This is a genomic window from Rhodococcus sp. no. 34, from assembly GCF_054589475.1.
This window is the reverse complement of record NZ_BAAILK010000012.1, coordinates 614,233-640,250: the sequence shown is the minus strand read 5'-3', so window position 1 is coordinate 640,250 and position 26,018 is coordinate 614,233. Positions and strand designations below refer to the sequence as shown.

Annotated in this window: 26 protein-coding genes; 14 read left to right on the top strand and 12 right to left on the bottom strand. The window is 62.2% G+C overall.

What is annotated here, in order from left to right; translation table 11 throughout:
* The first annotated feature begins 14 nt into the window (after window positions 1–14).
* Window positions 15–419 (top strand): EVE domain-containing protein, encoded by a 405-nt coding sequence (locus ACYP01_RS03935; protein ID WP_050656414.1) that lies wholly within the window; start codon window positions 15–17, stop codon window positions 417–419.
* A 12-nt stretch (window positions 420–431) separates the two neighbouring features.
* Entirely contained in the window at window positions 432–878 is a 447-nt protein-coding gene (locus tag ACYP01_RS03930) for a MarR family winged helix-turn-helix transcriptional regulator (RefSeq protein ID WP_459678726.1), read from the top strand.
* Between the two features lie 6 nt (window positions 879–884).
* On the opposite strand, the gene ACYP01_RS03925 is transcribed toward ACYP01_RS03930, so the two are convergent.
* Window positions 885–1,538 carry a TetR/AcrR family transcriptional regulator gene (locus ACYP01_RS03925; RefSeq protein ID WP_338926060.1) on the bottom strand — a complete coding sequence of 218 codons (654 nt, stop codon included), beginning with the start codon at window positions 1,536–1,538 and terminating at the stop codon, window positions 885–887.
* A gap of 94 nt (window positions 1,539–1,632) precedes the next feature.
* Here ACYP01_RS03925 and ACYP01_RS03920 point away from each other — a divergent pair, with 94 nt between their 5' ends.
* The 9 genes from ACYP01_RS03920 (at window position 1,633) to ACYP01_RS03880 (ending at window position 11,385) form a co-directional block, all read left to right on the top strand.
* Window positions 1,633–2,094: a MaoC family dehydratase gene (locus ACYP01_RS03920; protein ID WP_047271233.1), complete on the top strand. Its 462-nt coding sequence runs from the start codon at window positions 1,633–1,635 to the stop codon at window positions 2,092–2,094.
* 28 nt (window positions 2,095–2,122) lie between these two features.
* Window positions 2,123–3,295 carry an acyl-CoA dehydrogenase family protein gene (locus ACYP01_RS03915; protein WP_047271166.1) on the top strand — a complete coding sequence of 391 codons (1,173 nt, stop codon included), beginning with the start codon at window positions 2,123–2,125 and terminating at the stop codon, window positions 3,293–3,295.
* A gap of 9 nt (window positions 3,296–3,304) precedes the next feature.
* A complete protein-coding gene (locus tag ACYP01_RS03910) occupies window positions 3,305–4,438 on the top strand; it encodes an acyl-CoA dehydrogenase family protein (protein WP_042925025.1) in 1,134 nt (377 codons plus the stop codon).
* Between the two features lie 130 nt (window positions 4,439–4,568).
* Window positions 4,569–6,497: a molecular chaperone HtpG gene (htpG, locus tag ACYP01_RS03905; RefSeq protein ID WP_003940518.1), complete on the top strand. Its 1,929-nt coding sequence runs from the start codon at window positions 4,569–4,571 to the stop codon at window positions 6,495–6,497.
* A gap of 153 nt (window positions 6,498–6,650) precedes the next feature.
* Window positions 6,651–7,190 carry a DinB family protein gene (locus ACYP01_RS03900; RefSeq protein WP_459678725.1) on the top strand — a complete coding sequence of 180 codons (540 nt, stop codon included), beginning with the start codon at window positions 6,651–6,653 and terminating at the stop codon, window positions 7,188–7,190.
* A gap of 92 nt (window positions 7,191–7,282) precedes the next feature.
* Window positions 7,283–8,863 (top strand): FAD-binding oxidoreductase, encoded by a 1,581-nt coding sequence (locus ACYP01_RS03895; RefSeq protein WP_042452763.1) that lies wholly within the window; start codon window positions 7,283–7,285, stop codon window positions 8,861–8,863.
* Window positions 8,860–9,777 carry a diacylglycerol kinase gene (locus tag ACYP01_RS03890; RefSeq protein WP_149357924.1) on the top strand — a complete coding sequence of 306 codons (918 nt, stop codon included), beginning with the start codon at window positions 8,860–8,862 and terminating at the stop codon, window positions 9,775–9,777. The genes ACYP01_RS03895 and ACYP01_RS03890 overlap by 4 nt, the downstream gene beginning before the upstream one ends.
* A 46-nt stretch (window positions 9,778–9,823) precedes the next feature.
* Window positions 9,824–10,651 carry a potassium channel family protein gene (locus ACYP01_RS03885; RefSeq protein ID WP_007731350.1) on the top strand — a complete coding sequence of 276 codons (828 nt, stop codon included), beginning with the start codon at window positions 9,824–9,826 and terminating at the stop codon, window positions 10,649–10,651.
* Between the two features lie 47 nt (window positions 10,652–10,698).
* Window positions 10,699–11,385 carry a TetR/AcrR family transcriptional regulator gene (locus ACYP01_RS03880; protein ID WP_007731351.1) on the top strand — a complete coding sequence of 229 codons (687 nt, stop codon included), beginning with the start codon at window positions 10,699–10,701 and terminating at the stop codon, window positions 11,383–11,385.
* Window positions 11,386–11,391: 6 nt separating this feature from the next.
* Here the strand turns inward: ACYP01_RS03880 and ACYP01_RS03875 are convergent, their stop codons facing one another.
* Window positions 11,392–12,576 (bottom strand): metallophosphoesterase, encoded by a 1,185-nt coding sequence (locus ACYP01_RS03875; RefSeq protein WP_165638906.1) that lies wholly within the window; start codon window positions 12,574–12,576, stop codon window positions 11,392–11,394.
* 123 nt (window positions 12,577–12,699) lie between these two features.
* Here ACYP01_RS03875 and ACYP01_RS03870 point away from each other — a divergent pair, with 123 nt between their 5' ends.
* On the top strand, window positions 12,700–13,329 hold the full coding sequence (locus tag ACYP01_RS03870; RefSeq protein WP_007731353.1) for a GyrI-like domain-containing protein: 630 nt from the start codon (window positions 12,700–12,702) through the stop codon (window positions 13,327–13,329).
* A gap of 3 nt (window positions 13,330–13,332) precedes the next feature.
* Here the strand turns inward: ACYP01_RS03870 and ACYP01_RS03865 are convergent, their stop codons facing one another.
* From ACYP01_RS03865 to ACYP01_RS03840, 6 genes are all read right to left on the bottom strand, one after another.
* Window positions 13,333–13,725, bottom strand: a complete 393-nt coding sequence (locus ACYP01_RS03865; RefSeq protein WP_459678724.1) for an RNA-binding S4 domain-containing protein — start codon at window positions 13,723–13,725, stop codon at window positions 13,333–13,335.
* A 24-nt stretch (window positions 13,726–13,749) separates the two neighbouring features.
* Window positions 13,750–14,643: an oxygenase MpaB family protein gene (locus tag ACYP01_RS03860; protein ID WP_065351385.1), complete on the bottom strand. Its 894-nt coding sequence runs from the start codon at window positions 14,641–14,643 to the stop codon at window positions 13,750–13,752.
* Window positions 14,644–14,807: 164 nt separating this feature from the next.
* Window positions 14,808–15,656, bottom strand: a complete 849-nt coding sequence (locus ACYP01_RS03855) for a 3-hydroxybutyryl-CoA dehydrogenase (protein WP_003940434.1) — start codon at window positions 15,654–15,656, stop codon at window positions 14,808–14,810.
* Between the two features lie 87 nt (window positions 15,657–15,743).
* Complete coding sequence (locus ACYP01_RS03850) at window positions 15,744–16,901, bottom strand: acyl-CoA dehydrogenase (RefSeq protein WP_003939784.1); 1,158 nt, start codon at window positions 16,899–16,901, stop codon at window positions 15,744–15,746.
* A 159-nt stretch (window positions 16,902–17,060) separates the two neighbouring features.
* The gene (locus ACYP01_RS03845; protein ID WP_003939674.1) at window positions 17,061–17,753 is read right to left on the bottom strand and encodes a TetR family transcriptional regulator; all 693 of its coding nucleotides are present in this window, start codon (window positions 17,751–17,753) and stop codon (window positions 17,061–17,063) included.
* 28 nt (window positions 17,754–17,781) lie between these two features.
* A complete protein-coding gene (locus ACYP01_RS03840; protein WP_030535166.1) occupies window positions 17,782–19,386 on the bottom strand; it encodes an acyl--CoA ligase family protein in 1,605 nt (534 codons plus the stop codon).
* A 131-nt stretch (window positions 19,387–19,517) separates the two neighbouring features.
* Between ACYP01_RS03840 and ACYP01_RS03835 the strand changes: the two genes are divergently transcribed.
* The gene (locus tag ACYP01_RS03835; protein ID WP_030535167.1) at window positions 19,518–20,384 is read left to right on the top strand and encodes a helix-turn-helix transcriptional regulator; all 867 of its coding nucleotides are present in this window, start codon (window positions 19,518–19,520) and stop codon (window positions 20,382–20,384) included.
* 115 nt (window positions 20,385–20,499) lie between these two features.
* A complete protein-coding gene (locus ACYP01_RS03830; protein ID WP_459678722.1) occupies window positions 20,500–21,927 on the top strand; it encodes an amidase in 1,428 nt (475 codons plus the stop codon).
* Window positions 21,928–21,955: 28 nt separating this feature from the next.
* On the opposite strand, the gene ACYP01_RS03825 is transcribed toward ACYP01_RS03830, so the two are convergent.
* From ACYP01_RS03825 to ACYP01_RS03810, 4 genes are all read right to left on the bottom strand, one after another.
* On the bottom strand, window positions 21,956–22,636 hold the full coding sequence (locus ACYP01_RS03825; protein ID WP_459678721.1) for an exonuclease domain-containing protein: 681 nt from the start codon (window positions 22,634–22,636) through the stop codon (window positions 21,956–21,958).
* A 123-nt stretch (window positions 22,637–22,759) separates the two neighbouring features.
* Window positions 22,760–23,893, bottom strand: coding sequence for an o-succinylbenzoate synthase (menC, locus tag ACYP01_RS03820; protein WP_459678720.1), 1,134 nt, complete (start codon window positions 23,891–23,893; stop codon window positions 22,760–22,762).
* Window positions 23,883–24,704, bottom strand: coding sequence for a GNAT family N-acetyltransferase (locus ACYP01_RS03815; protein WP_007731362.1), 822 nt, complete (start codon window positions 24,702–24,704; stop codon window positions 23,883–23,885). The genes menC and ACYP01_RS03815 overlap by 11 nt, the downstream gene beginning before the upstream one ends.
* Window positions 24,682–25,845, bottom strand: coding sequence for a M20/M25/M40 family metallo-hydrolase (locus tag ACYP01_RS03810; protein ID WP_459678719.1), 1,164 nt, complete (start codon window positions 25,843–25,845; stop codon window positions 24,682–24,684). Before ACYP01_RS03810 ends, ACYP01_RS03815 begins: the two co-directional genes overlap by 23 nt.
* Window positions 25,846–26,018: the final 173 nt, after the last annotated feature.

The window sequence follows — 26,018 nt, the reverse complement described above, 5'->3', positions numbered from 1 at the left end:
CCAGGTGGTCGGCGATGAACGCCTGGTTGGGAGTTGTGTCCGCCGAACATGTGCGTCGCGCAGTGGATCTCGGTATCGCACAGATCGGGCACGGAAAGAGAGCCGGATTGGCACGGATGAAAGCAGGTGACGTGCTGGTCTACTATTCGCCGGTCGAGTCCATTGGTGATCGAGATCCGTTGCGCGAGTTCACAGCTCTCGGTGTGATCGAAGAGGGTGAGATCTGGCAGGCGGACGAGGGGTGCTTCAAGCCGTTTCGGCGTCGAGTGCGATACGAGCAGTTCACGCCCGTTCCACTCGGCGATGTGCGGAGTCGATTGGCACTGACCTCGGCACCGAATTGGGGGTATCAACTCCGGCGTGGCTTGATTCCGTTGGATGACAACGACGTCGAGGTTCTGCGTTCGACGACGAGCTGACACACTGGCGCTGTGGCGAAGAAACTGGAAACCGACTTCGAGGACGCGGACGAGAGTCCCGGTCTGATGTTGTGGCGTGTCACCAATGCTTGGCAAGCCTCGATTCGCGCGGCGCTGCGACCTTTCGACCTGACCCACGTGCAGTTCGTTCTGCTCGCAGCACTGACCTGGCTGGATGCAGAGACGCCGATAACTCAACGCGGTCTTGCCGAGTACGCGCGCACCGACGCGATGATGACGTCACAGGTGATTCGGACCCTCGAATCCAAGGGGTTTGTCGAACGACGTCCACATCCGACCGATGCTCGTGCTCGCTCGCTTGCCGTCACGCCGGTGGGTGCGGCCTTGGCCGGCGGGGCGAACCGCGCGGTGGAATCTTCGGACCGGGAATTCTTCGCCGCTCTGGGGGATCGTCAGGCGGCCTTCGTCGCGATGCTCGGCGCGCTTGATCGACGGTAACAACCCTCAGTTTCGAGGAGGTTGCTCTGTAGTTCTCTGCAGCAGTGCGTATTTGGCGTCCAGCCCGTCCAGCAGGGATTCCAGTGCGAGTTCGAAGCTGGCGCCGTCGATCTCGGTGGCACGCTCACGCAACAGGTGTGCTCGTGTGAGGTGCGGGTAACGCTCGGCGTAGATAGCGGGATCGTCCACGAATCCGCCGGAGAACGTTGCCGTCGCAGCACCCATGACCACGTACTTGACGGAAGCGCCGATCAGCGTTGCCGTGCGCTGCGGCCATCCGGCGCGCACCAGGCCGCCGTGGATGGCGTTCGCGCGATCGAGGGCGATGGGCCTGACGCTCGGACCGTAGGTCAGATAGGGAACGATGTTGGGATGCTTGCCCAGGGCAGCGTGGTAGGACCGCGCCCACGTACGCAGCGCGCCGCGCCAATCGTCGGAGTCGAAGCCGCTCACGTCGACGGACTCCATGATGACGTTCGCGACGTCGTCGAGTAACTCGTCCTTGTTGGCGTAATGGCTGTACAGCGACGGTGCCTGCACGCCGAGGACGGTGGCGAGTTTGCGCATCGAGAAGTCGGTCAAACCGTTCTCGTCGACCAGTTTCAGGGCGGTGTCCCTGATGATCGGCTTGCTCAGTAGTGGAACCCGCGGTCGCGCCATCGCACAGAAACCTTTCGTCTGAGTACTGGACAACCTTACACTGTGAGTTTATTATCCAATTAACCTAACAGTGTTCGGGAACGTGGAGGATCAGATGACACGGGTGTTCGAGAACAAGTCCGATCTCCTGGGGGCGGTCGGTGAAACGCTGGGCTCGAGCGAGTGGGTCGAGGTCACCCGCGAGATGGTCCATCAATTTGCCGACGCGACCGGTGACCATCAGTGGATTCATGTCGACGACGAAAGAGCCAGGCGCGAATCACCTTTCGGTGGACCAATTGCGCACGGGTATCTGACGCTCTCACTCCTGCCGCTTCTGTCGAAGTCCGTGTATCGCATCGACGGCGCGAAGATGGTCGTCAACTACGGGTCCGACAAGGTTCGATTCCCGAGTCCGGTGCCAGTCGGGGCCAAGGTTCGAAATACCGCAGTGCTCTCCGCAATCGAAGAATTGCCGAACGGTTCACTACAGAGTCAGATCACCAACACCGTCGAGATCGAAGGCGTGGGCAAACCTGCCGTCGTTGCGCAGACCGTCGCGCGAATCTTGTTCTGAAATCCTGCAAGAAGAAAGCAGACTCCACATGAATCTCGAACTGACCACTGAGGAAGTTGCGTTCCGCGAGGAGATGCGAAAGTTCTTCACCACCGAATTCTCGCCCGAACTTCGAGCACGTGCAGCCGGATTCGGAAAGCTGACTCGTGAGGACATCGTTGCGGGTCAACAGATTCTGAACGCACACGGGTTGGCGGTTCCACACTGGCCGGTCGAATGGGGTGGCAAGGACTGGACTCCGGTTCAGCGCCACATCTATTCCGAGGAAATGCAGTTGGCGTCGGTACCCAACCCGTTGCCGTTCAACGTGAGCATGGTTGGGCCCGTTATCGCTGCCTTCGGTTCGCAGGAGCAGAAGGAGCAGTTTCTCCCGGCGACGGCCAACGCCGATATCTGGTGGTGCCAGGGTTTTTCGGAACCCGAAGCCGGTTCGGATCTCGCTTCACTCAAGACGGCCGCTGTTCGTGACGGCGCAGACTACATCGTCAATGGTCAGAAGACGTGGACTACTCTCGCGCAGCACGCCGAGTGGATCTTCTGTCTGGTTCGTACAGATGCCAGTGCTCAGAAGCGGCAGGCCGGAATTTCGTTCTTGCTCATCGATCTGGCAACTCCCGGCATCACGGTTCGCCCCATCAAACTGATCGACGGCAGCGTCGAGGTCAACGAGGTGTTCTTCGACAACGTCCGCGTCCCTGCGGAGAATCTTGTCGGCGAAGAGAACAAAGGCTGGGACTACGCCAAGTTCCTGCTCGGCAACGAACGCACGGGCGTCACGCGGGTCGGGTTCTCCAAAACTCTTGTCGCCACGGCAAAAGAGAAGGCGCGGGAAGTTCGCGTTGGAACCGGCACCCTCCTCGATGATCCGTTGTTCGCGGCTCGGTTGGCTGAGCTGGAAAACGATTTGCTTGCGCTGGATCTGACTCAACTGCGAGTTGTGGCGAGTTCGGCAGACGGCAAGCCGAACCCGGCGTCCTCGCTGCTCAAGCTCCGCGGCTCCGAATTGCAGCAGGCAGCAACGGAATTGCTGATGGATGTTGCGGGTCCGGACTCGTTGCCGGTGAATACGGTCGAGATCGACTCGCCGGAGTGGGCGCAGCAAGCGGCGCCGCGCTACCTGAACTACCGGAAGGTTTCCATCTACAGCGGATCAAGTGAGGTGCAGCGCTCCATCATTGCCTCCTCGATTCTCGGATTGTGAGCATCTGACATGAATTTCGAACTCGACGACGAGCAGACGATGCTTCGCGACACGACGCGTGAATTGCTCAACCGCAGCTACGACGCGGAGAAGCGTAACGCCACCTCGGCCACTGACGAGGGATGGAATGCCTCGGTGTGGAAGCAGTTCGCCGAGCTCGGGCTGCTCGGCCTGCCATTCGCGGAGGCCGATGGCGGGATGGGCGCTGGGCCGGTCGAGACCATGGTGGTGATGACCGAACTGGGCCGGGCGCTTGCACCCGAGCCGTACTTGGGTGGTGTTCTGATCCCCGGTGGGTTGATTGCTTCACTCGGTTCGGCAGGTCAACGGGCGCGACTCCTGCCGGCGCTCAGCGACGGGACCACATTGTCGGCCTTCGCCCATACGGAACCTGGCACGCGCTGGCCGGTCGCCACTGTCACGACCACTGCATCGCAGGAGGGATCGGGGTGGACGATCACCGGCGTCAAGAACCCGGTCCTGCAGGGCGACAGCGCGCACGTCGTGATCGTCAGCGCCGCACTTCCAGGCGGGGGTACCGGGCTTTTTCTGGTAGATGCGGAAAGCGCGGGTGTCTCACGGAGCACATACGCAACTCACGACGGCCGTCGCGGTGCGCAGTTCACGTTCACCGATGCCGCGGCCGAACAGCTTGGTGAGGGCGGCGATGTCACGGAGGCGATCGTCGAAGCAGAGGTTCGGGCGCAGGCAGCTCTGTGCGCCGAGGCGATCGGGATCATGACCGAAGCGCTGCGACTGACGACGGATTACCTGAAGCAGCGCAAGCAGTTCGGCGTTCCGCTCGCGAAGTTCCAGACTTTGACGCATCGGGCTGCCGACATGTACGTGGCGCTCGAACTGGCGAGCAGCATGAGTCTGTACGCCACCATGGCCATCGCCGACGGAGTGATCGATCCGACCATCGCGTCGCGAGCGAAGCTGTCTGTCGGTCGCGCCGCGCATCAGATCGGTCAGGAAGCAATTCAGATGCACGGTGGTATCGGAATGACAGCCGAGTATCCGGTCGGGCACTACGTCTCGCGGCTGGTGGCCATCGAACATACTTTGGGCGCATCGGACGATCACCTCAGGGTGCTGGCCGCCGGCGTCTCGAACTATTCGATGGTGAACGTCACCGAGTAGATCGGTGGTGAAGATAACGGGAGGTCACGCGCAGGTCGCGTGGCCTCCCTTGTCTGTGCGGGGGGCGACCCGCGGTATTCGAGGTCAAGTAAAATTCCTGTGATCAGTCCGAGAAGAGAAAGGGATCGAAGTGACCGCGCATACCGAGCAGCTCGAGTTCCAAGCAGAAACACGTCAGCTGCTGGATCTGATGGTTCATTCAATCTATACGAACAAGGACAGCTTCCTTCGTGAGTTGATCTCCAACGCTTCGGACGCGCTGGACAAGCTCCGCCTCGAGTCGTACCAGGACAAAGACCTCAACGTCGACGTCTCCGATCTGCACATCGAGATCGACATCGACAAAGCGGCGCGCACCCTCACGATCCGCGACAACGGCATCGGCATGTCGCGTGACGAGGTCGTCGACCTGATCGGCACGCTCGCCAAGTCCGGCACCGCCGAGGTACGTCGTAAGCTCAAGGAAGCCAAGGATGCAGCGGCATCGGAAGAACTGATCGGTCAGTTCGGCATCGGCTTCTACTCCACGTTCATGGTCGCGGACAAGGTCACGCTGCTGACCCGCCGTGCCGGTGAAGATCACGCGACGCGCTGGGAGTCGACCGGCGAAGGCACGTACACGCTCGAGCATGTAAACGAGGCACCGCAGGGTAGCTCCGTGACCTTGCACCTGATGCCCGAGGATTCCGAGAACGGCCTGCACGACTACACGTCGGAATGGAAGATCAAGGAACTGGTCAAGAAGTACTCCGACTTCATCGCGTGGCCCATCCGCATGGATGTCGCTCGTACGTCGACGCCGGCCGAGGGCGAGGAGCCCGAGGTCACCATCGAGACCGAGACGATCAATTCGATGAAGGCGCTGTGGACTCGCGCCAAGGACGAGGTGTCCGAGGACGAGTACAAGGAGTTCTACAAGCACGTCAGCCACGCCTGGGACGAGCCTCTCGAGGTCATCCCGATGAAGGCCGAAGGTACTTTCGAATACCAAGCGCTGCTGTTCATTCCGTCGACGGCGCCGTTCGATCTGTTCATGCGTGAGCGCAAGGCCGGCATCCACCTCTACGTCAAGCGCGTCTTCATCATGGACGACTGCGAAGAGTTGGTGCCCGATTACCTGCGCTTCGTCAAGGGCGTGGTCGACGCACAAGACCTCTCGCTCAACGTCTCTCGTGAAATTCTGCAGCAGGACCGGCAGATCGCTGCCATCCGTCGTCGTCTGACCAAGAAGGTCCTCTCGACCATCAAGGACATGAAGGCGAACGAGCCCGAGAAGTACTCGACCTTCTGGACCGAGTTCGGACGCGCGCTCAAGGAAGGCCTGATGGCCGATGCCGACAACCGCAAGACGCTGCTCGACATCTCGTCCTTCGCCTCGACCAACAGCGAAGAGGGCGTGACCACTCTCGCCGAGTACGTGGAGCGTATGAAGGACGGTCAGGAACAGATCTACTTCATGACCGGCGAATCTCGTCACCTCATCGAAAGCTCCCCGCACATGGAGGCTTTCAAGGCCAAGGGCCTCGAGGTTCTCGTACTCACCGACCCCGTGGACGAGATGTGGGTCGACGCAGTCTCGGACTTCGACGGCAAGACCTTCCAGTCGATCGCCAAGGGCGAGGTCGACTTGGACACCGAGGACGAGAAGAAGGCGGCCGAAGCCGAGCGCGAAGAGAAGGAAAAGGAATTCGGCGCGCTGCTGACGTGGCTGACCGAAACCCTGTCCGACGACATCAAGGAAACGCGTCTCTCGACGCGCCTGACCACGTCGGCTGCCTGCATCGTCGGCGACGCGTTCAGCATGTCTCCGACGCTCGAGAAGATGTACAAGGCTTCGGGTCAGCCTGTTCCACACAGCAAGCGCATTCTCGAGCTCAACCCGGAGCATCCGCTTGTCTCGGGTCTGCGGGAGGCGCAGGCCGCCAATGACAATGCAGAGAACCTGACGGAGACGGCTCAGTTGCTCTACGGCATGGCGTTGCTTGCCGAGGGCGGTGAACTGAGCGATCCGGCGCACTTCACGCGCCTGCTGGCCGATCGTTTGGCTCGCACAGTCTGATCTCGTCTAGCTCGCTCGAACTCCCGGCACTCACCTTCATCGGTGGGTGCCGGGAGTTTTTTCTTGATCGTTTTCTAATGAGGACCGTTTCTGTCCGCAATAACTTCTAACGTAGTTCTCACAGGGCACGAACCCACGAGCGAAGGAAACATCATGAACGCACCGATCACCACCGTCACCGGCGAGCGCGCGGATCTCCTCCAGAGCCTGCGTCGGCATCGTGAATTCCTTCTCTTCACCGTCAAGGACCTCACCGACGAGCAGGCTGCTTCGAGGCCGACCGTGAGTGAACTGTGCCTCGGCGGATTGATCAAGCATGTGGGTCAGGCGGAAAAGGGATGGGTCGACTTCATTCTGGAAGGGCCGGCCGGACTTGGTGGGGACTTCGACCCGACCCAGTGGTCGGAAGAGATGCAACAGGAACGAGCGAACGAATTCGCCATGGTCGAGGGTGAAACCTTGGCAGGCATCGTTTCCGAGTACGAGGGGATCGCGGCCAGGACCGACGAGTTGGTGGCCTCGCTGGGCAGCCTCGACATCTCGCATCCACTGCCGTCGGCGCCGTGGTTCGAAGCGGGAGCTCGCTGGTCAGCGCGGCGCGCATTGCTGCACATCATCGCCGAGACGGCCCAGCATGCGGGCCACGCGGACATGCTTCGCGAAGCCATCGACGGTTCCAAGACGATGGGTTGATGGATGGATTGATCCACCGGGATGTTTACACATCACACAAATATGTAACACTAGTGTCTATGAGCACCGAAAAGTCTGCCTTGCAACCGCCGATGCAGTGGGACGCCTGGGGCGATCCGGCCAAGAAGCGTGAACTGTCGGACGCAGTCACATCATTGTTGACCGGATTTCTCGGTGTCTCCGCACCGACTCGATCGCGTCTCGCCATCGAAGACGTCCAGGTGGCTCCGTCCGCTATGGCCCAGTCGCATGTCGAAGCGCTGTCCGGGCTGGTCGGGGCCGAGTACGTCAGTACCAAGGATTCCGATCGAATCCTTCGGGCCGGTGGCAAGAGCACCCCGGATCTGCTTCGCCGTCGTAGCGTCGAGCCGCAGGACGCACCGGACGCAGTCGTCACTCCAGGGACAGACGCAGAGGTCGAGCAGGTTCTCCGATACTGCTCTGCCAACCGGATCGCAGTGGTCCCATTCGGCGGCGGCACCAGCGTCGTCGGCGGGCTCGATCCCATTCGTGACGGGTTCGACGCAGTTCTATCTCTCGATCTGCGCAGGTTCGATCAGCTTGTCGGGTTGGACGAGGAATCGGGCATTGCGACGTTCGGCGGCGGAACTACCGGCCCACGGGCCGAGGAGCTTCTGCGTGAGCACGGTTTCTCGGTCGGGCACTTCCCGCAGAGCTTCCTGTTCGCCACTCTGGGCGGGTTTGCCGCCACCCGGTCTTCGGGGCAGGCGTCGGCTGGATACGGGCGCTTCGAGGACATGGTTCAGGGCCTCACCGTTGTCACCCCGAGTGGAGTGATCGAGACCGGGCGTGCGCCGGCATCCGCTGCAGGCCCCGATCTGGGTGAGCTTTTTGTCGGCTCCGAGGGCACCTTCGGCGTCATCACGCACGTGCGTGTGCGGGTTCACCGTCTGCCCGAGACCACCGTGCGCGAAGGGTGGAGCTTCCCCGACTTCGCCACCGGCGCAGCCGCATTGCGTGAGCTGGTCCAGGAAGGATCGGCTCCGACAGTATTGCGGTTGTCCGACGAGGCCGAGAGTGGCGTGAATCTGGCGACCACCGACAAGATCGGCGAGAACGCCTTCACCGGTGGTTGCCTCGGCATCACTACCTACGAGGGCACCGCTTCGCACACCGCTGAACGGATGGCGGAGGCCCGCGCAATTCTCACCGCTCACGGCGGCACGTCGCTCGGTGAGGAGCCCGGAAACAGCTGGGAACACGGGCGATTCGATGCGCCGTATCTGCGTGACGCTCTGCTCGACGTCGGCGCACTGTGCGAAACCCTCGAGACGGCAACCACCTGGGGTAACCTCGCGAACCTGCGCTCCTCGGTCACCGAGGCGCTGACCAAGGCTCTCGTCGAGCAGGGGACTCAGCCGCTCGTGATGTGCCACATTTCGCACACCTACAAGACCGGTGCTTCGCTGTACTTCACCGTAGTCAGCGCGCAGACCGAGGATCCGATCGCTCAGTGGCACAAGGCGAAAACTGCCGCTGGCGATGCGATCATCGCCGCCGGTGGCACGATCACCCATCACCACGCTGTGGGCGCCGATCACCGCCCATGGATGAAGGACGAGATCGGTGAATTGGGCGCGAACATCCTTCGCGCAGTGAAGAATGCAGTGGACCCTGCCGGCATCCTCAATCCTGGAAAGCTGATTCCGTGACCGAAACCCGCAGTCAGATCGAGAAGGTTACCGTCCTGATCAATCCGATGGCGGGACATGGTCACGCGCCTGCGGCAGGACGCAAAGGTGTTGCGCGACTGCGCGCTCGGGGAGTTGCCGTCACCGAGATCATCGGAACCGACGCCGACGACGCCAAGAAGTTGGCGCGTCGTGCGATCGAGGACGGTACCGACGCACTCGTGGTTGTCGGCGGCGACGGTGCCATCAGTATCGGACTGCAGGCCGCCGCGTTGACCGAGACGCCCATCGGGCTCATTCCGGCAGGCACCGGCAACGATCACGCCCGTGAGTTCGGTATTCCCACAGGCGATCCCGAAGCAGCAGCCGATGTCATCGCAGACGGTGTCGTGCAGCAGTCAGATCTGGCGAAGATCACGCTAGCCGACGGTTCCGTCGTCTGGTCGGGAACCATCATCGCCAGCGGCTTCGACTCGCTGGTCAGTGAGCGGGCCAATCGGATGTCCTGGCCCAAGGGGCCGATGCGCTACAACCTGGCGATGCTCGCCGAGTTGGCGAAGATGAAGCCGCTGCCGTACCGGATCGAACTCGACGACGAGGTCATCACGGTGGACGCGACGCTGGTCGCTGTTGGCAACGGGCGCTCGTACGGTGGCGGCATGCTCATCACGCCAGGAGCGTCGAAGTCGGACGGGTTGCTGGATCTGACCGTCGTCGGGCACGGTTCGAGGTTGCGTCTGGTGCGCCTGTTTCCGCGGGTGTACAAGGGAACTCACGTCTCGCTCGACGCCGTGCAAACGTACCGATCCAAGAAGGTCCGGCTGGTCTCCGAAGGCATCATCGCTTACGCGGACGGTGATCGGGTGGGACCGTTGCCTATCACGATCGAGGCAGTTCCCACGGCGCTCAACATCTTGACGCACACTCGGATCTGAGTCGGTTCTGCCGGGCACTAGGTAGCGGTGGTGTCAGACTTCTCGGATGAACGAATCGACGAAGTCGGCGCACCGCCGCACTGCGTGGACGTCGGAGAAATGGCAGCTAGCCACCGACATCCCGTTGACCGCTGCGGCCTGCCTTTTCTTGGTGGCGTACGCGTACCAAGTGCTGGCGCAACCGACGGGCCTTCCACATCGTCTGACCGAATGGACGATGTGGGCTGCGTGGGTCGTTTTTGCCGTCGACTACGCAGTTCGCCTGTGGTTGGCACCTGCCCGCGGTCGCTGGTTCGTCAGGCATCTCTTGGACTTGGCGATGGTGGTGTTGCCCATGCTGCGTCCGCTGCGCCTACTTCGGTTGGTCACACTGCTTGCGATAGTTCACCGCTCGAGCGGGCAAAGCTTGCGTGGACGGGTGGTTATTTACGCCACTGGTGCCACGGCCTTGCTGATCGGTGTCGCGGCGCTGGCCATGCTCGATGCCGAGCGTCACGCGCAGGGCGCTGCCATCACGTCGTACGGAACGGCATTGTGGTGGGCGATGGAGACGGTCACGACCGTCGGTTACGGAGACATGGCGCCCGTTACCACGACCGGGCGCATGATCGCCGGAGCATTGATGATCGGCGGAATTGCGTTGCTGGGCATCGTGACTGCCACACTCGCTTCCTGGTTGGTCGAGCGCGTGGCGGAACAGGACGAGGCATCCCAGGCCGCGACGCGTAAGCAGGTGGCGGACCTGTCCGAGGAAGTCCGAGCCTTGGCCACCCGCACGCACCGAGTCGATCTCGCGTCCGTCGATACCGATTCGCTGCGTCGCGAACTGGCGTCGAGGGGAGTCGTGGCGCAGCATGCACCTTCGGACAATTGACCCGCAGTACAGCAAACAATAGAACGATGGTCTGATAATCTTGCGTGATGGTGGCGACCCACGGATTTCAGCGCGCGCGCAGGCCTGAGCAGATCGAAGCGCGTCGGTGCGCGATTCTCGATGCGGCCCGCGCGATGCTCGGGTCCAGGCCCGTCGCCGACATCAGCCTGCGTGAGCTCAGTGAGAGCGTCGGACTGGCGAAGTCGAACGTGCTTCGCTACTTCGACAGTCGCGAAGCCATCTTTCTCGAAGTGCTCGACGAGAACTGGGTTGCGTGGTTGGACGGGTTGTCCGAGTCGTTGACCCCGACCGGCGACGACTCGCCGTTCGCCACTGAAATCCATGTGGCATCGACGGTTGCGGAATCGCTTGTCGCACAGCGTTTACTGTGTGAGTTGATGAGCGTCATGGCAGGTGTCCTCGAAAGAAACATCTCCGTCGACTTCGCCCGTGACTTCAAGAAGCGGGCAACGGTCAACTCGGGAAGGTTTGCGTCGCTGATTCATTCGCAATTGCCTCACCTCTCGGAGGGCGACGCGGCTCAATTCGCCAAGGTAACCCTGGTGATTGTTGCAGGCTTGTGGCCGACTGCCGAGCCTGCCGAATCCATGGTCGTCGTACTGAACGAGATGCAGGCGCCCCCTGCTGCCGACATGTTCGCAACCGGCCTACGTGAAGGTCTGATCAATCAGCTCGTCGGGCTGTCGGCGCGAGCGGCAACCCGAACGAGCTGAGCCCGTTCAGGCGCTGTGCAGCGTCAGGACGGTGATCTCGCTCGGTGCGAACACGCGGAATGGTGGACCCCAGAACCCGGTTCCGCGGCTTGTGTACAACTGCGTGCGGTCGCCGTGACGGGTGAGCCCGTGCACCGACGGTTGATCGAGTTTGACCAGAAGGTTGAACGGCCAGATCTGTCCGCCGTGGGTATGACCGGCGAGCTGCAGATCCACTCCCGCGGAAGCGGACTGAGTTACCTGCTTCGGTTGATGGGCGAGCATCAGGATCGGCAAATCGGGGTCGGTGCGGGCAAGGGCCATATCGAAGTTCGCGCCGTGACCGTCGAGCTTCGATCCCAGAGCGGTGGCGTCGTCGACTCCGGCGATGACCAGGTTGTCGCCGCCCTTGGTGACGACGAGGTGCCGGTTGTGCAGGGCATCCCAGCCGATCGAGGTCATGTAGTCGAGCCACTCCTGAGCCTCGTGGAAGTACTCGTGATTCCCGGTGACGTAGACACGAGCGAGTCTGGCTTCCACCGACGCGAGTGGGGTGGCTTGGCCGAGGCGCTGCTCCACTGTTCCGTCGGCAATGTCACCGACGTGGGCCACGATGTCGGCGTCGAGATCGTTGACTGCCGCGATCACGCGCTCGGACCACTTCTCGCGATTGATCGGCCCGAAGTGAGTGTCGGTGATCGCGACTACCCGAAGTTTGTCCATCCCCGCACCAAGGCGGGGGATGGTGACGTCGACCTGCTTGATCCGTGGCAGTCTCATGGCTTCCCGATAGCCCCAGATCAGCAGAACGGCCGAGGTGATCAGTGCCGCAACGGCGACGATCCTCGATCGAAGCGGGTCATCCACGCCGCCGACGAGCAGTCCGAGCCTCAGGACTTCACCGAGCAGGGTCCACACGAACACGACCCAGATGATTCCGAGGAGGGCGTCGCCGACCAGGCGAACTGGATCGCGGTCAGTGTGTCCGTGGCTGAGCATCATGGTGGCAGGCAGGGTGATCAGGAGGGCGGCAAATAGAACGGTGCCGAAAACTGCCACCGCTGTCGGCCAGTCCGGCCGGACGAACAAGCTCCACCACGGGTACACGAACAACAGAGCCAAGATCGACGCGACAATCGCGGATATGGCAACGATCCGCAACGGTCTGCGGCGCGGAACTCGAGCGACGTCGGTCGCCTGGGGTGTAGTCACCCCGTCCAGAGTAAAGGTCCACTGGTCTATTAACAAGGGGACGGTGGTCCGCTATCGGAATGTCGGTGTTCTCGGATAGGTTTCCGAACGTTGAAACTCGGCCAGTGATCAGGTGGGTGGCGCATGGAGAAGTACGACGTCAAGAAGGCATACAAGGATCTCTATTCCCCCGGGCGCCGCGATTTTGCCCTCGTGACCGTCCCGCGCTTCGGCTACTTCGCCGTCGACGGTCACGGTGATCCCAACACTGCCACCGAGTACTCCGAGGCGCTCGAAGCGCTGTATTCGGTGTCCTACGCGACCAAATTCGCGAGCAAGAAGGAACTGGATCGCGACTTCGTCGTGGGCCCGCTGGAAGGGTTGTGGCGGGCAGATGACCCCGAGGTGTTCGTGACGCGGGACAAGTCGTCGTGGGATTGGACGATGATGATCTCGCAACCGGAGTGGATCACGGAGACCGAACTGTCTGCGTCGATTGACGCAGTCCGGGCCAAGGCAGTGCGGGCCAAGAAGGAGATTGCCGCTCTCGACAAGGTCAGGTTTCTCGAGTTGGAGGAAGGTCTGTCCGTCCAGATTCTTCACGTCGGCTCGTACGACGACGAAGCTCCTACCCTGGACCGGCTGCACAACACGTTCATCCCGTCGAACGGCCTGAGCTTCAACGGCGATCATCACGAGATCTATCTCAGCGACGCTCGCCGTACACCGCCCGAGAAACTGAAGACGGTTCTGCGTCAGCCTGTTTCGAGGTAGCAATCAGGGCTCGAGGCCGCGCAACTTCTCGAGGTCGCGTCGCTCGCGTTTGGTCGGTCTGCCGGCGCCACGATTACGTCGCGGAATGGACGCGATCAGTTCGGGCGGTGGTGGGGGCGGCGAATTGTCCTGCAGGCAATCGGCGGCCAGCACCGCGCTGACTCGTTTCGTGATCGGCTTGACCACGACGACGATGCGCTCGATGCCGGATACACGCACCCGCACCTCGTCGCCGGCTTTCACCTGCTGAGCCGCCTTTGCCGACGTTCCGTTGACCCGAACGTGTCCCGATCGGCAGGCGGTCGCCGCCTGCGAGCGTGTTTTGAACAGCCGAACCGCCCACGTCCAGCTGTCCACGCGGACACTGATCGCGTCGGAGGGGAGTTGGGCTGGCACGCACTCCAGCCTACCGACGAGTGCTCACAGACCCTGCGCGCGGATGCCCGAGTAGGCGCGCGGTGCATACCGCAGTCGTAACGGCAGCAGATGCCAGAACCGATCTGTCAATGTCAGGAAGCGGGCGAACCAGAAGTACATCCGTTCGTCGCGCGGCGTCCATTCCCATTCAAGGGTCTTGCGCGCCTTCTCCGGCATCAGTGCCTTGCCGATCCAGTTCGCCACGGCCATCGTGGGGCGAGAGCTAAGACGCCACAGCCACGTCGGAACCTTCGGAGCCGGTGCGATGTCGTGCTCGGCGATGCGCGTCGACCATTTTGTGGTGTGGGTGTTGATCAGGTGGTTGTCGAGCATGTCTTCCCAATACGTGCGGAAGCTGACGTAGTCGTCGAAAGCCGGTCGATCGGTGAGTCCGTAACAGCGCCACCAAGTTACGGCCTCACGGACAAGTTGGTCCTTCTGCTCCGCCGTGAACTTCTTGTACGCGAATCGCTCGTTGAAATCGAGTATCACCTCGAAGAACGTGACGTGTGTCCACCAGAAAGTGTCAGGAGCGAGGGCGTGGTAGCGCCCGCCGGTTTCGTCGATTCCTTTGAGATCGGTGTGGAAGTTGCGAACGAGCGTGCCTGTGCCCTCTTCGGTCCGGTCGTACACGACGCCGTAGATGGGCGGCAGTGAGCGGAACAGGCGGTCGAGCGGGTTGTCGAAAAAATTCGAATGGTCCTGCAGCGCTCCACTTACCGCGGGATGCATGTTCTGCAGCGTGCCTGCGCGTCCGAGATACAGCAGACCGCGAACGTCGCCGAAGTGTGTCCACGTCAGGGAACCGGGGCCGATCGGATCTGCTCGCAGGGCCCGGGGCGCTGGCAGTTCCCGGGGCTTCGGCCGACGAGTACCTGTGTCCGCATCGCTGCTCATCTGGTTGACCCTCCGCCTGCGTTCATGTGACAACGGTTGTTGTCAAATGATGACTTTTGCTGCGCCGCGCGAATTTGTCAATGGATTCGGCTAGATCTGCCCGAAAACAACTCCGGCCCCTCACCTGCAACAGGTGAGGGGCCGGAAGAGTGAAGCGGTCGGACTCAGGCGTATTCGTAGAAGCCGCGACCGGTCTTCTTGCCGAGGCGACCGGCGTCGACCATGCGGCGAAGCAGCGCCGGCGGAGCGTAGTGCGGTTCTGCGAATTCCGCGTACAGGGACTCTGCCGCTGCGAGGGCAATGTCGAGACCGACGGTGTCGAGCAGCGTCAGCGGGCCCATCGGGTAGCCGCAGCCGCCCTTCATGGCCTCGTCGATGTCTTCTGCTGTGGCGTAGCCGGATTCGAGCATCCGGACAGCCTGGCACAGGTACGGGATGAGCAGAGCGTTGACGATGAAGCCCGAACGGTCGCCCGCGCGAACCGTCTTCTTGCGCAAGGTGTTCTTGGCGTAGTCGGTGACGGCGAGAACGGTCTCTTCGGACGTCGTCAGGCTGACCACGATCTCCACGAGCGGCATGACCGGCACGGGGTTGAAGAAGTGAACGCCGACAACCTGGCCGGGGCGCGAGGTGGCCTTGGCGATCTTGATGACGGGGATCGACGAGGTGTTGGTCGCCAGAATGCCTGCAGGCTTGACGATCTTGTCGAGCTTGCCGAAGATCTCGTACTTGAGAGCTTCGATCTCGGGAGCAGCTTCGATCACCAGATCGCGATCGGCGAACTCTTCCATGTCCAAGGTGACGCGGACGCGTGCGATCGCGGCGTCGGCTTCTTCCTGGGTGATCTTGCCCTTGGCGACGCCGCGGTTGATCGACTTGGCGATCCGCTCGCGAGCGGCGGCCGCGAATTCTTCCTTGGTTTCGAGCACCAGTACCGAGCTACCGGCTTTTGCACAAACTTCGGCAATGCCGGCACCCATGGTGCCGCCGCCGATTACGCCTACGAGTTCCACGATTCTCCTCAAAAATTAGGGGCAAGCCCCTGTGCGCCGTTCCGGTAGTCAGAACTACCAGAAAGGCGCACAGGGGCGCGAAGTGCCTTACTTCAACAGCGCACGCGACATCACGACGCGCTGAATCTGGTTGGTGCCTTCGTAGATCTGCGTGATCTTGGCGTCGCGCATCATGCGCTCGACCGGGAAGTCGGTGGTGTAGCCGGCGCCACCGAACAGCTGCACGGCGTCGGTGGTGACCTCCATGGCAACGTCCGAAGCGAAGCACTTCGCCGCAGCGGAGATGAAGCCGAGGTTCTTCTCGCCGCGCTCGGCGCGTGCTGCGGAGGTGTAAACCATCAGACGTGCGGCTTCGACCTTCATCGCCATGTCCGCGAGCATGAACTGAACAGCCTGGAAGTCGCTGATGGACTTGCCGAACTGCTTGCGATCCTTGGTGTATGCCAGCGCCGCGTCGAGTGCGCCCTGGGCCAGGCCGACAGCCTGAGCACCGATGGTGGGACGCGTGTGGTCGAGGGTCTCGAGTGCCGTCTTGAAGCCGGTGCCCGGTTCGCCGATGATGCGGTCGCCGGGGATGCGGCAGTTCTCGAAGTACAGCTCAGCGGTGGGGGAGCCCTTGATGCCGAGCTTCTTTTCCTTCGGTCCGACGACAAAGCCCTCGTCGTCCTTGTGGACCATGAAAGAGGAGATGCCGTTTGCGCCCTTGTCGGGATCGGTGACAGCCATGACGGTGTACCAGGTGGACTTGCCGCCGTTGGTGATCCAGCACTTGGAGCCGTTGAGGATCCAGTCGTCGCCGTCAGCCTTTGCGCGGGTACGCATCGAAGCGGCGTCGGATCCGGCTTCACGCTCGGACAGTGCGTACGACGCCATTCCGCCGTTGACGAGGTCCGGGAGCACCTTGGACTTGAGCTCTTCGGAACCCTTGAGGATCAGGCCCATGGTGCCGAGCTTGTTCACAGCGGGGATCAGCGAGGAGGAGCCACAGACGCGGGCGACTTCCTCGATGACGATGCAGGTGGCGACGGAATCGGCGCCCTGGCCGTCGTAAGCCTCGGGAACGTGGATGGCGTTGAAGCCGGACGCGTTGAGAGCGGTGAGCGCTTCCTCGGGGAAACGTGCGTTCTCGTCGACGTCCTTGGCGTACGGCGCGATTTCCTTCTCGGAGAGTCCGCGGATAGCAGCCCGCAGTTCGTCGTGCTCTTCGTTCAGTGCGAAGAGATTGAAATCCGGGTTTCCTGCCATGGGAACGCTCCTTGGTGAAGGTGGCTTGAAGGCGGTCGGTGCGGCTCCGGCGTTACCAGCGAGATTCGCGGACAGACCGGTGCCCATGACCCCAGTCAAACACGGCACTGAGTGCCAGGTCAAGGGATGGGTGTGTGAAGTTTTCGTGCACGAGCAGTGTCAGCCGAGTTGTTCGTGGATTTTTCTGCTGATCTCATCAGCGGACGTGCCCGGGGGAAAGGCTACTACCAGCACGGACTTCGATTCTGGCGTGCTGGTCTTGGACCCGGGTGCCACGCCGTATGTCCGCCGAACGTCGAGCAATGCCTGACTTAGTGCATCAGCTGTGGCGTCCTCGTCGCCTTTGATCATGCTTCGCAAGAGGTAGTTGTGGCACGCGGTGACAGCTGCGGCAAAACCGACAACCTCGAGGACAGGCTCGCGGGGCACAGCGCTGCGCAGGTAGTCGACGAAGAGGCGCTCGTAGCGGAATCCGGTGACGAGTTCGCGGTCGCGAAGAGCCGGAACGTGCTGTACGACGCGGTATCGCCGCATCGACAGGTCTCGGTTCCTGCGGAAGAAATCGAAGACCAGTCCCGCGGCCTCGCACACGGACGCCCAGGGGTCGGCGGAATCGGACGCGAGGAACTCTGCGACGTGTTCGAGGAGGGACTCGTGATCGGCGAAGATCACGTCTTCCTTGGAGCGGAACTGCCGGAAGAACGTCCGACGCGACACACCGGCGGCAGCGGCGATCTGCTCGACGGTGGTGGCTTCGTACCCGTTCTCCGAGAACAACCGGATCGCTTGAGACGCGACGTGTACCCGAAACTGTGCGGGGTCAGTTCCGGGTACATCGGAGCGCTCGGTCATGGATGCAAGTATCCAGGTTTCGTCGGCGTCAGTTGTCGGCGCGTAGCTGGAACTTGAGAACCTTGCCGGTGGGGGTGCGAGGAAGGTCGAGCGGGAAGACGATGTCGCGGGGAACCTTGTACCCGGCCAGCAAAGTGCGGGTGTGCTCGACGATGTCTTCGGCGGATGCCTGTAATCCCTTGCCCAGCACCACGAATGCCTTCGGGCGCTCGCCCCACTTCTCGTCCGGAACGCCGACGACTGCCACGTCGATCACCGCGGGGTGACTCATGATCGCCTGCTCCACCTCGACGGTGGAGATGTTCTCGCCGCCGGAGATGATGATGTCCTTCGCGCGGTCCTTGAGCTGGATGTATCCGTCGGGATGCATGACGCCGAGGTCGCCGGAATGGAACCAACCACCGGCAAATGCTTCGGCTGTCGCGGCCTCGTCGCGGTAGTACCCGAGCATCACGTTGTTGCCGCGGAGCACGATCTCACCCATGGTCTGGCCGTCGGCGGGGACGTCGTTCATCTCGGCATCGACAACGCGAGCATTTTCGGCCTGCACCATGCCGACTCCCTGACGAGAGAGAAGTGCGGCGCGCTCGGACTGCGGCTTGTCGTCCCAGGCTTCCTGGTATTCGCAGATCGTGTAGGGGCCGTATACCTCGGTGAGGCCGTAGACGTGAACGACGGTGACACCGATGTCTTCGAGTTTTCCGATGATCGTCGGTGACGGGGGAGCGCCGGCGGTGGTGATGCGCAAGGCGTCGACCTTGTGGGCCTGGTCTGCGTCGGCGATGGTGGAGCAGACGGTAGGAGCGCCGCACAGATGTGTCACGCCCAGATTGTCGATGGCGTCCCAGATCGCATCGGCGCGGACCGCGCGCAGGCAGATGTGTGTGCCCGCGGCCTGAGTGACGGCCCACGGCGTGCACCACCCGTTGCAGTGGAACATCGGCAGTGTCCACAGATACTTCGTCGCTCCGTCGAAGCCGTTGTGGAATGTCTCGCCGAGCGAGTTCAGGTACGCCCCGCGGTGGGAGTACATGACGCCCTTGGGTTTTCCGGTGGTACCCGAGGTGTAGTTGATGGCGATGCACTGCTGCTCGTCGTCGACGCCCCAGTGCAGTGGCTGATCGGAGAGAGCTTCGCCTTCGGCAATCAGATCGGCGTACTGCCCGGTGACGATTCCGGTGGGAACGTCCGGATAGGGGACGGTGGAGTCCGGGATCTCGACGATCTCACGCAGGCTCCCCACGTTTGCCTTGGACGAGGTGACCGAACCGACGAATTCGGAGTCCACGAACAGGATCGTGGTTCCCGAGTGATCGAGAATGTATTCGAGTTCGGGACCGGCGAGGCGTGAGTTCAGGGCGATCAGGACCCCGCCGGCGAGGGGGACGGCAAAATGCGCGAACAGCATCTCGGGTACGTTCGGCGCCAGGTATGCAACGCGGTCACCGGGCTGAATGCGTTCACGCAGGACGCGGGCCAGAGCCGCGACCTCGTCACCGAACTCTCGGTACGAGTAGGTCCGGTCGCCGTGAACGACGGCGGTGCGCTCGGGGAACACCGCGGCGCTGCGCTCGAGAAAGCGCAGCGGACTGAGCGGGGTGTTGTTGGCTGCAACAGCTGTCGGGACAGACACGGTTCCTCCGAAGGCGACGTGGCACGGTTGGTGTCACGATAAGTGTGATCGGCACTACAAATGGCCTGGATGCACGCTATTGCCCAGCCAAAGGTGCCGCTACCCTCTGAATTGGGTACGTGGAGGTGAGAGTGAGCAGGGTACTGAGACCGAGCGACGACGACGCGTTGCGCGCCGAACTGCGTCGGCTGCACCCCAAAACCGAGTTGCCGGTTCTGTTCGGCGGCTGCGTCAGCGACCGGTCGCTGACCATCACCGGTCACGTCGGCACGCGCAGCAACATCCTGCGAAACCTGCGGATCGACGCCGAATGCGGACTCGGCGGTCGGGCGATCGCAGAACAACGACCGGGCGCGGTCCAGGACTACGCGAACTCGTCGCACATCACTCACGACTACGACTATGAAGTGGGTACCGAAGCGATTGAATCCTTGATGGCAGTCCCCATCGTCGTACGCGGGGTTACTCGCGGAGCGATCTACGGAGGACTGCGTGCCAACCTGCCGATCGGCGACGTGATCGCAGAGACGATGATGCGATCGTCGTACGCGTTGGCCCGAGAATTCGAGATTCGCGACGAAGTGGATCGTCGGGTGGCGATGCTCGATACCGCTGCGGTGGAACATGGTTCGAACCGCGATGCCCAGATATCCGAAGGGTTGACCGAGAGCGTCCTGGCGCTCGGCGAGATCGCGGCGAACCTCGAGGACATGGCTCTCAGCGCGCAGGTCCTCGCGGTCGAGGCAAAGTTGCGGGCGTTGGCGTCGCCGAAACCTTCCGCGAACACTCCAGTCGCGAACACCGTTGTCCTGTCGCCACGCGAGCGGGAGGTGATGGGGTACGTCGCTCTCGGACTGCGCAATGCCGAGATCGCCGAGAGGTTGTCCCTGAGCGTCGAAACGATCAAGACGTACATGAGGAATCTGATGGGAAAACTCGACGTCCGCAGTCGTCACGAAGCGGTCGTGGAAGCGCGGCGGCAAGGTTTGATTCTGTGAGGGCTTGATTCTCTGATCGGTCCCGCCAAGCGGAATTTCGGAACTGCGTCGCCACTCCGGTTGATATGACGGACCTCACTATCGGCAGAGTTCGACACGAGTGATGAGGGCATCGATGCAGGATTTGTTCGACAACGACGACATGACCGGCCTGGCCGAAGCGATCAAGAGCGGCGACGTCTCCGCCAAGGAAGTTCTCGAGTTCAGTCTGGACAGGCTCGACGAGCGCAACCCGGCAGTCAACGCGGTGATCAGTGAGCGCCGAGAGGAAGCGCGCAACGAGGTATCAGGCGGCCTGCCGGATGGTCCACTGCAGGGCGTCCCGTTCGTGATCAAAGACCTCGGCATGGACGTCGCAGGATTGCCGAGCACCAATGGATCTCGATTGTTCGCCGACGCTGTGGCAGAAAAAGATTCGACGCTCGTCGAGCGCTACCGCCAGGCTGGTCTGGTTGTCATCGGCAAGACGAACACCCCGGAGTTCGGCAAGAACGCGAGTACCGAACCTGCGCTGTTCGGACCCACCCGTAACCCTTACGCCCTTGATCGTTCGCCCGGCGGATCTTCGGGTGGCACGGCTGTAGCTGTTGCCGTCGGGATCGTGCCAGGCGGGCATGCCAGCGACGGTGGTGGATCGATCCGTATTCCCGCATCGGCCTGCGGCCTGGTAGGCCTCAAGCCGAGCCGAGGACGTACTCCGACGGCACCGGCGCGCACGCTCTTCTCGTCGCCGATGAGTGTTCATCACGCGCTCACCCGAAGTGTCCGCGACACTGCGCTGCTTCTCGATCTGTCCGCCGGGCCGACAGTGGGCGATCCTTACGTGATCCTGGCGCCGAAGCGGCCGTACATCGAGGAAGTGGGTGCCGATCCCGGACGGTTGCGGATCGGTCTGAGTAACGCTCTTCCTGACGGCACACCGGTGGACCCGGAGTGCTCGGCCGTCGCGACCGGTGTTGCCGGCCTGCTCGAAGAACTCGGTCACGATGTCACCGAGAGTGCCCCGAACTTTCCGCTCGATGCGCTCACTGCCGGGCTTTCGGTGTTGATGGGCATTCCGATGACGATCGAGGTCGACGAACGACTCGACGCCCTGAACCGCGCGATCCGCGACGACGACCTCGAGCCGATGGCGCGGATGATCTACGACCGCGCGAAGTCCGAAAGTGCGACGAACGTTGTCAAGGCATTGCAGGAACTCGAGCGGGCCGCCCAGGTGATCGGTGCGTTCTTCGTCGATCACGACCTGTTGCTGACTCCGACGATGGCTCGGCCGGCAGCTCCGCTCGGTCTGCTCGATACGGCGAATCCTATGTCGATCTGGGAGCATTCGGCCGGGTACAGCGGCTTGACCAGTCCGTTCAACAGTTCAGGTCAGCCGGCGATTTCCTTGCCGATGGGTCATGACTCGGCCGGCGTTCCGATCGGCGTGCAGTTGGTCGGCGCGTTCGGCCGTGAAGATCTGCTGATTCAGGTTGCGTCGCAGCTCGAAACAGCCCGTCCGTGGTCCATTGCGCCGGTGTGGCCGCCGGTCCCGGCGTAGCGCGCGGTCGTCCGAGCCGGGGAGGACGTCAGGCGATGATGCGAATCGGCCACTGGCCGTTCACATCTGCCACGTCCCTCCCTTGGCTGAGAAGGTACTCGGCGAAATCGCGTTGCCGCTCTGCGTGCCAATCGGCTTGATCGACCATGAGATCGAGCCCCAGGATGTCGGGGAACCGCACGGCCAACTCGCGGGCCAACGCTGCCGCAGCTTTGGCATCGGCCTCGGCTTCGTGCGCCGACTCCAATGAAATTCCGTAGTGCTCGCACACGGCCGCAAGCGTTCGCTTGCCCTTGCGGAACGTATCCATCGCCCGATCGATCACGTACGGATCGATCACCAACCCCGGAACGAATGCAGGCTTGCCGATGCGCAGACCCTCGGCATGCATGACCGTCAGATCATAGGAGGCATTGAACGCCACGACGGCGTGATCGCGCGCCCAGGAATTGTGCAGAGCCTTGCGAATCTCTTCGTAGCCCTCGGAATAATCCTGGCCGTGTTGCGCCGCGAACTCGGTGCTGATGCCGTGAACAGCCGAGGCGCCGGCGGGGATGTCGACGCCGGGATCGAGTAGCCACGTGCGTGTTTCGACACTCGAACCGTCGATCACCGCGACGCAGGCACTGACGATACGAGCGGTCGACGGATCCCGCCCCGTGGTCTCGAGGTCGAACGCGCAGATCGGGCGATCGGACCAGCTACTCATCGGGGGCCTTTCGGTGCAGAACGTCATGTCCGAATCACTATGCACCTCCCTACCGACACAAACGACGAACAGCCACCTCCGGGGTGAAGGTGGAGGTGGCTGCTGCGTGACTGTGTGACGGACCTACAGAATCTCGGTTCCGACCGTGAAGCGATCCATGACGTCTTCGCGCGGAGTCACACCGAAGCCCGGTCCCTGCGGCACGGCGATGTGGCCGTCCTCGATGACAAAAGGTTCGGTGATGTCTTCCTTGTAGAAGCGATCGGACGCCGAGATGTCGCCGGGCAGCGTGAATCCGTCCAGCGCCGCGAGGGCTGCGTTGGCGGCGCGGCCGATTCCGGTCTCGAGCATTCCGCCGCACCACACCGCAATACCGTGTGCCGAGGCGAGATCGTGAATGCGCTTGGCTTCCAGATATCCACCGACGCGGCTCGGCTTGATGTTGATGACCGAAGCGGCGCCGAGCGTGATGGCATCCGCCGCATCCTTGGCCGACTCGACCGACTCGTCGAGGCAGATCGGAGTCGAGAGGGACTGGGCAAGCTTGGCGTGCTGCACCAAATCGTCCTCGGCCAGCGGCTGTTCGATGAGGAGCAGTGCGAATTCGTCCAGGCGGCGCAGCAACTGCGCGTCGACGAGGGTGTACGCGGCATTCGCGTCGACCTGCAGAGGGACGTCGTAGCCGAACTCCTTGCGCACCGCAGCGACGGGAGCGATGTCCCAGCCCGGCTTGATCTTCAGTTTGATTCGCACGTAACCCTGCGACAGATAATTACCGACGGTTTCGAGTAGCTGCGGAATGCTGTCCTGGATGCCGACGGACACTCCCGAGGGCACCCGAGTGCGAGTGGCACCGAGGTACCGAGCGAAAGACTGTCCACGAGCGCGCAATTCAGCATCGAGGATTGCCATTTCGATAGCCGACTTCGACATCTGGTGACCCACGACGTGGTGAAGTACGCTGCCGACCGTCTCGGCCGAGAGCGGCTGATCCGACTGTGACTTACGCAGCGTCGGAACGAGATACTCGCGAAGCATCGCTCGCGCACCAGCGGTGTATTCGGAGTTGTAGTACGGATCGCTGAGCGAGCCGCACTCGCCCCAGCCGACGGTCTCCACCGGACCGTTGGGGCCGTCGGTGGTGCCGCTCACTTTCAGGACGAGGGTGTTGCGCTCGAGCTGGGTGCTGAATGACGTGGTGAAGGGGGAGACGAGAGGGATGCGCAGTTCGCGCATTTCGACGGACTCAATGTGCATGGACTTGCTCTTCTCCGGTTGTCTCGCAGATTTTCGTGAACATGTAATAGCCGCTGGGGTCGAAGCCGGTCGATTGCCATTCCTTCGAGGCGATCAGTGGTTCGAGGTACTCGCGAAGCGCGTGTCGCCAGGCAAAGGCAGAGGCGCGGTCGACTGTTCTCAGATGCTCGATGTCTCTGGGTATTCCGACTGCGATATCGACGCAGTCGGGTGGGATCGGGAGCATTCGAGGCGTACCGTCTTCGGTGGGTTGAAGCACCTTGAATGTATCATTCACGGCCACAGTAGAACTCGGAGATCCGTCGACGTCGAGGTCCCAACTGACGAGCATACGATCGCTGGCGTCGCCTGCGTTGATTCCGTCTGCCATCGACCCGTAGAAATCCGGGTTGTATTCGGCCGGTTCGGCTCCGAGACGCTGAATGTTGAAATAGGCATTTCGTGCGACCAGTGGATCGAAGGTCCACCGGATCGTCCTGACGCCGCGCTCGATGCACCAGTCTCGCTGATGATGCTTGAGGGCGCGGCCGATTCCCTTGCCTGCGTGTCCCGGTAGTACTCCGGCGATGTGTGAGTGCAGAACCTCGCCGAGAGGCTCGACGAAGAATCCGACGCAACCACCGATCATTTCGCCTTCGGAAAAGGCTCCCACCACGTAGTGACCACCGTGGTGAAGCGCAACCAACATCGCCGTGCCGAAATGAGCCGGTCCGGGACTGGTAGCCCAGATCTCGTCGAAAACGGCGGATAGATCGGCTATTTCGCGGGTATCGACCAGTTCTCGAAACTCAACCGCTTTGCTTTTCGACACGAGGGCCCCCTTCAGACGTGATCGAACGAATAAGGCCCGCAACCAACGCCGTCCTCGGAGCGATTGCGGACACGAGCGCATGCTCGGTCTCGGCGTGTGCACCGCCGCCGACGCCACCGAGGCCGTCGAGGGTGGGGATGCCGATGCCGGCAGTGAAGTTTCCGTCCGAGGCTCCGCCGACGGCGAGGCCGACGGGAGGAGTCAGATCATGCTCGAGCGCAACGCGTTCCGCCAACGCCAGCAACGGTGCGGACATCGTCGCTTCGAGAGGGGGACGGTTGACGCCACCCGAGACCGTTACTACTGCTTCGGGGTGGATTGCCTGCAGGGCTTGGATATTCGAATCGACCCGCTCCTGCTCGGCTGCGCTGGTTGCGCGCACGTCCACGTCGACAAATGCTTCTGCCGGAACCGTGTTGGTGGTGGTTCCGGCCGAAATGACGGTCGGCGTGACGGTGGTTGCCTGCGCGGGAGAGGACAAGTCGTTGATCGCGATCACGAGACGAGCCAGCTCGACTGCCGAGTTGATGCCCTTTTCCGGTTCCAACCCGGCATGTGCAGCGCGGCCGGCAACATGGATTCGATACAGAGACACTCCCTTGCGGACGGTCTTGAGTTCACCGCCGTCGCCGCCGGCCTCGAGGACGAGCACCGCGCCCGCAGCAAGTTCCTCGATGAGGGACCGTGACGTGGGGGAACCGATTTCCTCGTCACCGGTCACAAGGAGTGTGATCCCGTCGAGTGCATCGTCGCCGTGCAGCTCTCGAACGATGGCGAGGGCGTGAATTGCCTGAACAACACCAAGTTTCATATCGAGGCCGCCAGGACCTCGAAGTGCTCCGTCGGTGACGGCTGCGGGCAGGCGCGTGAGGGTGCCGATCGGCCACACGGTGTCGTGGTGACCGAGCAGCATCAGCCGCGTCGGTGAGCTGCCGAAACGGGTCACCAGATGGGTTCGGCCTTCTCTCACTATCGACTCCGGTGTCACGCCGAGTCGTTCGTGGACAAGATCTGACGTCCACTTCGCGCTGCGGGCAACAGCTTCGAGATCGTGCGACGGCGACTCGACTTCGATGAGCGCGATGGCGTCCTCGAGGATCTGAGGAAGTTGGCGCTCGGCCAGATCGCGGAGACTGGTCATCGGTTGTTCACTCGCGGATACGCGCGGCTTCCGACGTGTAGCAATTGTGTACTCCCGTTGTCGGAGAAAGTGATTCGGATCCAACCCGCTGATTGAGGGAGTCGGGTCCCGAACACTCCAGGGTGAACTTCGATCAGGTTGAGAGAGACGGGCTCTGCCGTTTCGGTGTTGAG